A 9,049-nucleotide genomic window follows, 5' to 3' on the forward strand; every position below is an offset into this window, starting at 1 on the left:
TCCTTCTAGTTCGCGGAGATCTTCCCGTCAACGAATCCGGCGATATCGGTGAGCGACACAAAGACGTTCATGAGGATGTCCTCCGAGACGATCTCGACGGAGAACTCGGACTCCAGGAACTCCATCATCCTGACGTAGCCGAACGAGTCGATGACACCCGCCTTGAAAAGATCGGTGTCCGGGGTGATCGCATCGTCGAACTCGAAGAGGAAGCGGTCCTCCAGGTACTGCCGGATCGTTTCTTTCGTCGTTGCCATCCGTCACACTCCAGACCTGATCTTCTGCACCATGTGGGTGAGGGCAGAGCCCCCTATTTCGGTGAATTCCAGCCCGTCGTCGCCGTCGAGCAGGGTGCGGACGCTGTCGGTCCAGCGCACCGGGGTCACCAGCTGTTCCGTGAGCATTCGGGCCACCTGTCCCGGCCGGTAGGGCCGGCCCGTAACGTTGGAGACGACCGGTACGGCGGGTTCGGCGAAGCTGAACCGCTTCAGGAACTCGGCGAAGCGCACCCGGGCCGGCTCCATGTACCGGGAGTGGAACGGCGCACTCACCCTGAGCCGCACGAAACGGATTTCCCGGCGTTTCAGGCAGGCGTGCGCCACGGCCAGTACGGGTGGTGTGGCCGCGATGACGATCTGCGAGGCGGTGTTGAAACCGGCGATGTCGACGCCGTCGACGCCGTCGTCCGCGAAGATCTTCAGGAGGTGTTCCGCCGGTGTGTTCAGCACCGCGGTCATACCGCCGTCGGAGGCCGCCGCCATCAGTTCACCGCGCTTGGCGACCAGCCGTAGTCCCGTTTCGAAGTCGAAGACGCCGGCCGCGAGCAGGGCGTTGTACTCGCCCAGACTGTGGCCCAGGTAGAAATCGGCCGGCCGGTCCTCGCGGTGAACCCGCTCGAAAGTACGCAGCGCGTTGACGACGTAGAGCGCCGGCTGGGTGTACTCGGTGCGGGCCAGCAGTCCGTCCGGATTTTCCGTGCACAGCGAAACGAGGTCGTATCCCAGCGTGTCCGACGCGAACTGCACCAGCCCCGGGTAATACCCGAAGACCTCGGCACCCATCCCCTTTTCCTGACTTCCCTGACCTGCGAAGATAACCGCCAGCACAACACTCCTCACCTACGGTAACCCGTGCCGGGCAGCCGTCCGGCAGAAATATGCAAAACGCTGGTACCGGGGAATGGAACCCGGTTTCGAGCCCGACCGGAACCGCGCTCAGGACGGCCGCGTGCCGGCGGTCGCGCCGAGGGGTCTCCCGGGTCGCGCAAGTGAATTCATGCTGTAGCTGATCGAAACCGCTGATCTGAGCACGTCCAGGAAGGCGTCACCGCGGCTGCTCATGGCCAGCTCGGGCATCATGGCGACACCGAGGGACGAAGAAGGCGTATCGCCGGTGATCTCGACGGCTCGAACCTTCCCTCCGTCCAGAGTCGTCATGTTCGAAGCGCGTTGATACATCAACGTGAACCCGGAACCGGCGGCCACCAGACCGCGCATTGTCTCAAGGCTCGTTGTCGTCATCACCTGCGGCATGGGGACGCCGGTGTCGGCGAACATCGTTTCGAAATGGCGGAGAACGGCCGGGATGTTCAAAGTGACGAGCGGTCGGGCGGCCAGCTCCGCCAGATTGACCGGGCCGGCCCTGCCGATCGGGTCGCCATCGGCCACCAGGGCATGGACGGGCAGGTCGACCAGCGGGTGGAACGTGGAATCGCCCGACAGGAAATCATATGTCACAGCCAATTCGCACCGGCCGTCCTGCAGAAACTCCAGAAGCCGGTCGGCGGATTCCTCGTGAACGTTCAACTGCAGCGCCACGGACCGCTCTCTGGTCATTCGGCAGACCAGGGGCAGCAGAAACGGGGCGACCGGGAAGAAGAACCCGACGTCGAGCCGGCCGGCCGTGCCGCTCGCCAGGGCGTCGCCCTGGGCTTTGAGGCTCCTGGCCTGCCCCAGCAGGGTTCGTGCCGCTCGCAGCAGGTGCCGACCGCTCGGGGTGAGGGTGACCCCGCGGGCGTGATGGCGAAGAAGCAGCTGAACACCGAGCTGACGTTCCAGCCGCATCACGGCCGACGAAACCGTCGACTGTGATGCGCACAGCTTCTCTGCCGCCTCCGATATGTTGCCGAGCTCGGCGGATACCACAAAGTAGCGCAATTGCGTCAGACTGAAGCCCAGGTGGTCGGTCGTAGTGAACATTCGGGGACCTTTTCCCGGAGTGCGACCATGCGGATTTCACGTTCGACGGCGTCACGGCCGGGATGTCATCCTGGGCGGTGACCGGACCGGCATCGGTCCAGAATTAACGGACTGTTCACCGGAATTTCGACCTGGCTTGGTCTGTGCGAGGCCGCCGGGGGCGGAAAATCGGACGGGAAGCGTGTCCGGTCCACTCTTGTCTGCCGCGGCTGTCGAAATCCCGAAAATGTTCCGGGTGGGCGAGCGGTGGGAACATGCGCGATGACCATGATGACACTCTCCTCAGCTCCGATCGGCGATGAGCAGATATCGGGCGGGATGTCGCGGTCCGGGTTTTACCTGGCGGGATCAGCTCACTGAACAAGGAGTCCGAAGTGGACGGGCCTTCGATGAGCCTCTGTCCGGGCCACCCAGCGTGAGGCTGTATGTCATGCACAGATCAAAGTGGACCGCGTGTCACACAGTAACCGATTGGTCGCCGGTTAACAAGGCGGGGCAGGCAGGCGAATGGATCAAGCTCGGACGGTACGGCTACCGCATCGGCGTGATCCTGGCGCCGCCGTCCAGCAGGGCCTCGACCGAGACGGCGGCCCGGGCCGGGCGCTCCACGGCGAGGGTCCGGTCGGGGACGGGCCGGTCGGCCGACCAGTCCGGGCCCTTGACGGTGATCCGGCCGACCCGGCGGCTGCCCGCGGCGAGCAGGAACTCCGTGCCCTGCGGGGAGCGCCACCACGTCCAGCCGACGGTGTCCTGCTCGAACCGGCTGCACGCCCGGCCGGGGCCGCCGCCGGTGCGCTGCGGGCCCCGGGCGCCCGGCAGCAGGACGGCGGTGGCGGCGCTGCCCTCGCCGGCCCAGCGGTCGGCGCGCAGGCAGACCCAGGACGCCGCGCCGGCGTTCTGCGGGAGCTGCTGGACCGCGAACGCCCAGAGGTTGAGCCGTCTGACGCCGGGAGTGCCGTCGGGCACGGCGCAGCCGCCGCGCGCCCAGGCCTGGAGGGCGTCCGGGGTGACCGCCTCGCGGGGCGACCGGGCCGGCTGGGCGCGGTCCGGCGCCGGGGTGTAGGTGAGATGGGCCGGGACGAGGCCGCCCAGATCGGCGAGCAGGAAGGCCTGCTTCTCGGCGATCACGGGGGAGGAGCGCAGCAGGAGCAGGGCGGCGCCCTGGCAGTCCGCGACCGTTCCGCCGGGGGCCCCGCCGGGCGTCGCGGCGGTGACGCCGTCGGCACGGTCCAGCGGACGGGCGGGCGCGTCCGGCTGGTCGATCCGCCGGGTCTCGGCGGTGTCGATCCAGGGGGCGAGCAGATAGCGGGCGGCGGTGCCCTGACGGCGCAGCACCACCGCGCCCGCCGTGGTGACGTCGGAGCCGTCGGCCCGGGCGAGGTCCAGCCCGCCGCCGCGCCCGTCGGTGTACCGGGCGAGCAGCCACCCGTCGTACAGCACCACCACGGGGGTGTCGTCGACCGTGCCGGCGAACAGCAGCTGCGGCTCGCCCCGGGGCGGGGCGGGCGCGGTGCCCGGTTCGGCCCTGCTCCGCGGGCCGGCCCCGGTCCAGGCGGTGAGTGCCCGGCCGAGCAGGGCGGTGTCGTCGCGGCGGTCGCCGCGCGCGGGCCAGGCGGAGAAGTCGACCCGGCTGGTGTGCTGCCACTGGTCGGCGGCCACCCGGACCAGCCGGGCCGGGTCGGGCGGGGGCGCCGTACCGCCGGGCGGCCGGGGGAGTGGCGTGGCGCCGGGGGCGCCGCCGTCCGGGCCGGTCAGGACGGCGGCCGTGGTGGTGAGCGCGAGCACGGCGACGGTGAGGGAGGCGCCGAGCGCGCGGCGCCGCCGCAGCAGGTCGGTGGGCTGCACCCGGACCGCGCACGGATCGAAGGCCGGCCGTCCGGGTTCGGGCCCGGCGGAGAGCCGCCCGGCCGCGTCGACGGCCTGGTCGGGGCGGTCCGCACCGGCGCGCTGGAGCACCTCGGCGGCCACGGCCGGCGCCAGCTCCTCCACGGCCAGCAGGGCGAACGCGGCCCGGGCGGGCGCGTCCAGACCGGCCAGCGCGCGGTCCAGGGCCGCGTCCTCCTCGCCGCCGCCCGGGGTGAACAGCCGCAGCCCCCAGACCCTGGGCGCGAGCAGCCGGTGCGCCGGGCACGGCCGCAGCGTGGCGCGCAGCACCCGCAGGCGCAGTGCGGCGTACACCTGCTCGCCGTCCGCGGCCGCCGGGCCGATCCGGCGGGACCAGTGCGTCCAGCGGGACGGCAGGGCCCGCTGGACGGCGGCGTGCGCGGCGAGGACCCGGCTGTGCCGGTCGCGGTCGGCCGGCAGGGCCAGGTAGGCGAGCCGGACCAGGCGGCGGTAGTGGCGTACGAGAGCAGCCTCGGCCAGCGCCACCGGGCGGGCCGGGCGCGCGGCCCGGTTCGCGGCTGGTTCTGTGCCGTCCATCCGTCCTGCCAACGGGCCCTCCCCGGAACCGAGCGTTCTGTCGTGACGGACGGTCCAACGAGTCGATCATGTGATGGTTGCGCCGTCCGGGGAGGTTTCCCGGGGCTCGGCCGCGGCGCGTTCGGTGATCCGGCGGGCCATGCCGCCGAAGACCACCGCGTGGAACGGTGCCACCGACCACCAGTAGGCGTGTCCGGCGAGCCCGTGGGGGTGGAACAGCGCCCGCTGCCGGTAGTCGCTGCCGCCCCGCCCGTCCGGGGTGACGGTCAGCTCCAGCCAGGCCAGGCCGGGCAGCCGCATCTCGGCGCGCAGCCGCAGCAGGCGCCCCGGCTCGATCTCCTCGACCCGCCAGAAGTCGAGCGAGTCGCCGACCCGCAGCCGGGCCGGGTCGCGCCGGCCCCGGCGCAGGCCGACGCCGCCGGCCAGCCGGTCGAGCCGGCCGCGCAGCGCCCAGGCGAGCGGGAAGGAGTACCAGCCGTTCTCGCCGCCGATGCCCTCCACCACGCGCCAGAGCGCGGCCGGGGATGCGGCCACCCGGCGCTCCCGGACGTCCTGGTAGAGGCTGCCGCCGGCCCAGTCCGGGTCTGTGGGCAGCGGGTCGCTCGGCGCGCCGGGCAGGGAGGCGGACGACCAGCGGGTGGCCACCCGGGCGTCCCGGATCCGCCGCAGGGCCAGCCGGACCGCCTCGTCGAAGCCGGTCAGGCCGCCCGGCGGGTCGGGCACGTACCCGGCGATGTCGTGCTCGGCGCAGACCACCTCGTGCCGCAGTGACTCCACCAGCGGCCGGGCGAGCCGGTTCGGCACCGGCGTGACCAGGCCCACCCAGTGGCTGGAGAGGCGGGGGGTGAGCACCGGCACCGGGACGATCAGCCGGTGCGGGAGCCCGGCGACGGCGGCGTAGCGTCGCATCATCTCCCGGTAGGTGAGCACCTCGGGGCCGCCGATGTCGAAGGCCCGGTTCACCTCCGGTGGCAGCGACGCCGCCGCGGTGAGGTAGCGGAGCACGTCCCGGACGGCGATCGGCTGGATCCGGGTGCCCACCCAGCTCGGCGTGACCATCACCGGCAGCCGCTCGGTCAGATAGCGGAGCATCTCGAACGAGGCCGAGCCGGAGCCGATGATCACGGCCGCCCGCAGCTCGGCGGTCGGCACCCCGCTCGCCCGCAGCGCCCGGCCGACCTCGGCGCGCGAACGCAGGTGTGGCGACAGGTCCCGGGCCGGTACCCCGGTGGGGTTGAGCCCGCCCAGGTAGACGATCCGGCGGACCCCGGCCCGGGCGGCCGCCTCGCCGAACGCCCGGGCGGCCGAGCGGTCCGTCGCCTCGAAGCCGCGGCCGGTGCCCAGCGAGTGCACCAGGTAGTACGCGACGTCGATGCCGGCGAACGCCCCGGTGAGCGTGTCGGGCCGGGTGACGTCCCCGGCGGTGGCCTCCACCCGGGCGCGCCACGGGTGGTCGCGCAGCCGCCCGGGGTCACGGACCAGGCAGCGCACGGAGTGCCCGGCGGCCAGCAGCTCCGGGACGAGCCGTCCACCGATGTAGCCGGTGGCACCGGTGACCAGACAGCGCAGCGGGGCGGCGGGGGTGCCGGGTGCGGTCATGGGAACTCCAGGGGCGTCGGGCGCGCGGCGGGGCGGCGCGGTGGCCCTGTGGCGGACTTCGCGGGGGTGCCCCGCCGGTGTTCTCCGACAGCTTCGCCCGTTGCCGGCGGGGGCGCCACGGCACGGCCCGGCCCGTGCGGACGGGTGCGGTGCGGCCCGCGGTCCGACGCGGCACGGCCGGCCGCCGTCGGGGGCGTGTTCGGCGGCAGGGCCGTTGGTCCCGGGTTTTCAGCCCCTTGGCCCCTGGCGGTGCGAGCTGTCAGAGGCGATGCTCCTGGTACCAGCCGGACGAGGGCTGTCCGGTCTAACGACGCTCGCGGACGAGGTGAACCGGCGTGCGCCACGCCACCGTCGAATCAGTGATGACCAGTCCCGTGGTCCGGGTCGCGCCCGAGACCGGCTTCCGGGAGATCGTCGCGCTGCTGGCCGAGTACGACATCACCGGCGTGCCGGTCGTCGATGGCGACGGCCGGCCGCTCGGGATCGTCTCGGAGGCGGACCTCCTGCGCACCCTGGCCGCGCAGGAGGACCCGGGCAGCCTGCTCCCGGCTCCGGAGCTCCCGGCGGGCGGTTCGGGCGCCGCCACCGCGGCCGACCTGATGACCGGCCCGGCGGTCTGCACCACGCCCGGCACGAGCGTGGTGGGCGCGGCGCGGCTGATGAGCCGGCACGCGGTGAAGCGGCTGCCGGTGCTGGACGAGGAGGGGCGGGTCTTCGGCATGGTCAGCCGCGGCGATCTGCTGCGGGTGTTCCTGCGCGAGGACCGGGTGATCCACCGGGAGATCGTCGAGGAGGTGCTCGGCCGGATCGAGGGCGTCAGCCCGGCCGAGGTCGGCGTGGAGGTGAACCAGGGCCGGGTGGTGCTCAGCGGCACCGTCCCCGAGCCGCACCTCGTCCCGATCGTGCTGAACCTCTGCCGCTCGGTGGACGGCGTGGTCTCGGTCACCGACCGCCTCGGCAGCGGCGGCCGGCCCGCTCCCGTCGGCTGATCCGGGCCGCCTCGGACCCGGAAGGTCCGCTTCGCATACTGCGGAACGTACCGGGTAAGTCACCCTGTGTGTTCGGCGGCGCCGGGTCGCCGGGACGCGGGGATCCCAGGAGGCGGCCGTGGCAGTCGTGTTCGACGCGGACTTCACTTCGACCAGGCAGTGGACAGCGGGCCGGAGCAGCGCCTATCCCCGGATGGGGCCGACCAACCGGGGCGATCACAAACTCGACTTCCTCAGCCGCGCGTACTGCCCAGGCGGGCTCTTCACGGCCGTCCGCCGGCCGGCCGGCGGACTGTGGACATGCAGCCTGCTCACCACCGAGGGGAGCCCGGACGGCTTTCAGCTCCGCTCCGGGGACGCGCTCACCGCGCAGGTCACCCTCCCGGTCGGGCTGGGCGCCTGGCCGGCCATCTGGACCTGGCGGGACGGGGGCAACGAGGTGGACGTGTTCGAGTACCACCCCGACAACCCGGACCTGCTGGAGCTGTCCAACCACGTCCGGGGCGGCTTCCGCTACTGGCACGGGGCCGCCGCCGGCATAGCCCCCGGCTCGACCTTCACCCTGCGGACGGTGCTCGGCACGTACTCGGTCGACTGGTACGTCGACGACACGCTGGTGTACGCGGACCGGCACGGGGTCGGGCCGGACTGGCGCGCCTATCTGATCGTCAACCTGTCCGTGGCGGACGGGACGTACCACCCGCGGCCGCCGGAGAACGGGCCGGGCGTGCTCGGCTGGACCTGTCACAGCCTTCGCGTCGACCGCTGAGCGCGATCACCGGCCGCCGGGAGACGGCAGGGGCGGGCGGGGGCGTCACGAGTCGGGCGGGAACGTGGCGGTGATGTGCCCGCGCGGTCCGGTGCGCTGGAACCAGACCACCCGGCGGTACGGCCCGATGTGGGCCGGGTGGGTCACGTACAGGTCGTCACGCGGGGCGCTCTCGTTGCCGGGCGCGAGGGCGGCGTCCGCCGCTTCGGCGGCGATGGCGCGCAGCAGCGCGTGTGCGGTGGCGGTGGCCGCGGCCGGTGCGATGGCGAGGGCGGTGAGCTCCGTCCAGAGCCGGGTCGAGACGTAGCTGATCGGCGAGTGGGCCAGGGCGGGGTGCGGGAGCCCGTCCTCGTACCGGCGCAGCACCCCGGCCGCCACGAGCTGCTCGCGGTCGTCGGTCGGCGGATGGGGGTTCATGGGGCGCAACGCTACCCGGTGGGCGGGGCCGGTGTGGCCGGGGCCTTTTCTCGGAAACTCTTCAGCCCGTTCGGTCGGTCGTGAGCGCACGATGGTGGTGGAGGCGCCGATCATCTCGGCGGGTCCCGGCGGGGGGCGGAGGAGGAGGTCATGATGAGGCACTGGTACGGGCACGGCCACGGGCATGTCCTGGGCGGCTGGGGCGCCGGCCTGATGGTCGTCGTGGGGCTGCTGGTCCTGGCGGTGCTGGTGATGGCCGCCATCGCGCTGTTCCGCTACGTTTCGCGCTCGTCGCGGCCCGCCCCGCAGGGTCCGGCGGCGGCCGGCTCCGCCGGGGCCCCGGGGCGGGCGGCGGTGCCGACGCCCGAGCAGCTGCTCGCCGAACGCTTCGCCCGCGGTGAGATCGACGCGGAGGAGTACCGGCACCGGCTGGACGTTCTCCGCTCGGTGAACGGACCGGGGGAGCCGGGGCCCGGCGGCGGCTGAGAGGCTGTCGGGTGGGCGTCCGGCGCCTCGGCCGGGAGGTCCGGATCCCGGCCGGCCTCGATGCGGACCTGTCGTCGGTCGGTCGCACGGTCGGGGGGGGGGCCCCGGCCCCCCGCACCCCACCCCGGCGGACCAAGCCCGGGGGGGGGGGGGGGCCGCCCCGGGGCGCC

At 73.0% G+C, this 9,049-nt stretch carries 9 protein-coding genes; 3 read left to right on the top strand and 6 right to left on the bottom strand.

The annotated features are described in order from the left end of the window. Window positions 1-5: 5 nt before the first annotated feature. The 5 genes from ACIO5D_RS02190 to ACIO5D_RS02210 all read right to left on the bottom strand — a co-directional run bounded on the left by ACIO5D_RS02190 (window position 6) and on the right by ACIO5D_RS02210 (window position 6,218). Window positions 6-257: an acyl carrier protein gene (locus ACIO5D_RS02190; RefSeq protein ID WP_363610320.1), complete on the bottom strand. Its 252-nt coding sequence runs from the start codon at window positions 255-257 to the stop codon at window positions 6-8. 3 nt (window positions 258-260) lie between these two features. Beyond that, window positions 261-1,106, bottom strand: coding sequence for an ACP S-malonyltransferase (gene fabD, locus ACIO5D_RS02195; protein WP_363610318.1), 846 nt, complete (start codon window positions 1,104-1,106; stop codon window positions 261-263). A 108-nt stretch (window positions 1,107-1,214) separates the two neighbouring features. Next, window positions 1,215-2,198, bottom strand: a complete 984-nt coding sequence (locus tag ACIO5D_RS02200) for a LysR family transcriptional regulator (RefSeq protein WP_400793648.1) — start codon at window positions 2,196-2,198, stop codon at window positions 1,215-1,217. Window positions 2,199-2,729: 531 nt separating this feature from the next. Beyond that, window positions 2,730-4,631 (bottom strand): hypothetical protein, encoded by a 1,902-nt coding sequence (locus ACIO5D_RS02205; RefSeq protein ID WP_400793649.1) that lies wholly within the window; start codon window positions 4,629-4,631, stop codon window positions 2,730-2,732. A gap of 54 nt (window positions 4,632-4,685) precedes the next feature. Next, the gene (locus ACIO5D_RS02210) at window positions 4,686-6,218 is read right to left on the bottom strand and encodes an SDR family oxidoreductase (protein ID WP_400793650.1); all 1,533 of its coding nucleotides are present in this window, start codon (window positions 6,216-6,218) and stop codon (window positions 4,686-4,688) included. Window positions 6,219-6,580: 362 nt separating this feature from the next. On the opposite strand from ACIO5D_RS02210, the gene ACIO5D_RS02215 reads away from it, so the two are divergent. Next, window positions 6,581-7,207 (top strand): CBS domain-containing protein, encoded by a 627-nt coding sequence (locus tag ACIO5D_RS02215; RefSeq protein WP_400793651.1) that lies wholly within the window; start codon window positions 6,581-6,583, stop codon window positions 7,205-7,207. Between the two features lie 118 nt (window positions 7,208-7,325). Further along, window positions 7,326-7,976, top strand: coding sequence for a beta-glucanase (locus tag ACIO5D_RS02220; protein ID WP_363610308.1), 651 nt, complete (start codon window positions 7,326-7,328; stop codon window positions 7,974-7,976). A 45-nt stretch (window positions 7,977-8,021) separates the two neighbouring features. Here the strand turns inward: ACIO5D_RS02220 and ACIO5D_RS02225 are convergent, their stop codons facing one another. Next, window positions 8,022-8,393, bottom strand: coding sequence for a hypothetical protein (locus ACIO5D_RS02225; protein ID WP_400654975.1), 372 nt, complete (start codon window positions 8,391-8,393; stop codon window positions 8,022-8,024). Between the two features lie 150 nt (window positions 8,394-8,543). Here ACIO5D_RS02225 and ACIO5D_RS02230 point away from each other — a divergent pair, with 150 nt between their 5' ends. Beyond that, window positions 8,544-8,879: an SHOCT domain-containing protein gene (locus ACIO5D_RS02230; RefSeq protein ID WP_400761394.1), complete on the top strand. Its 336-nt coding sequence runs from the start codon at window positions 8,544-8,546 to the stop codon at window positions 8,877-8,879. The last annotated feature ends 170 nt before the right edge of the window (window positions 8,880-9,049 follow it).

Origin of the sequence: Kitasatospora sp. NPDC087315, from assembly GCF_044744345.1 — a bacterium.
Lineage (GTDB): Bacteria > Actinomycetota > Actinomycetes > Streptomycetales > Streptomycetaceae > Kitasatospora.

Bases quoted from the DNA above. Each gene is read 5' to 3' on its own strand.
- ACIO5D_RS02225 (WP_400654975.1), bottom strand. From the start codon at position 8,393: ATGAACCCCCATCCGCCGACCGACGACCGCGAGCAGCTCGTGGCGGCC.
- ACIO5D_RS02215 (WP_400793651.1), top strand. From the start codon at position 6,581: ATGACCAGTCCCGTGGTCCGGGTCGCGCCCGAGACCGGCTTCCGGGAG.
- ACIO5D_RS02230 (WP_400761394.1), top strand. From the start codon at position 8,544: ATGATGAGGCACTGGTACGGGCACGGCCACGGGCATGTCCTGGGCGGC.
- ACIO5D_RS02190 (WP_363610320.1), bottom strand. From the start codon at position 257: ATGGCAACGACGAAAGAAACGATCCGGCAGTACCTGGAGGACCGCTTC.
- ACIO5D_RS02200 (WP_400793648.1), bottom strand. From the start codon at position 2,198: ATGTTCACTACGACCGACCACCTGGGCTTCAGTCTGACGCAATTGCGC.
- ACIO5D_RS02210 (WP_400793650.1), bottom strand. From the start codon at position 6,218: ATGACCGCACCCGGCACCCCCGCCGCCCCGCTGCGCTGTCTGGTCACC.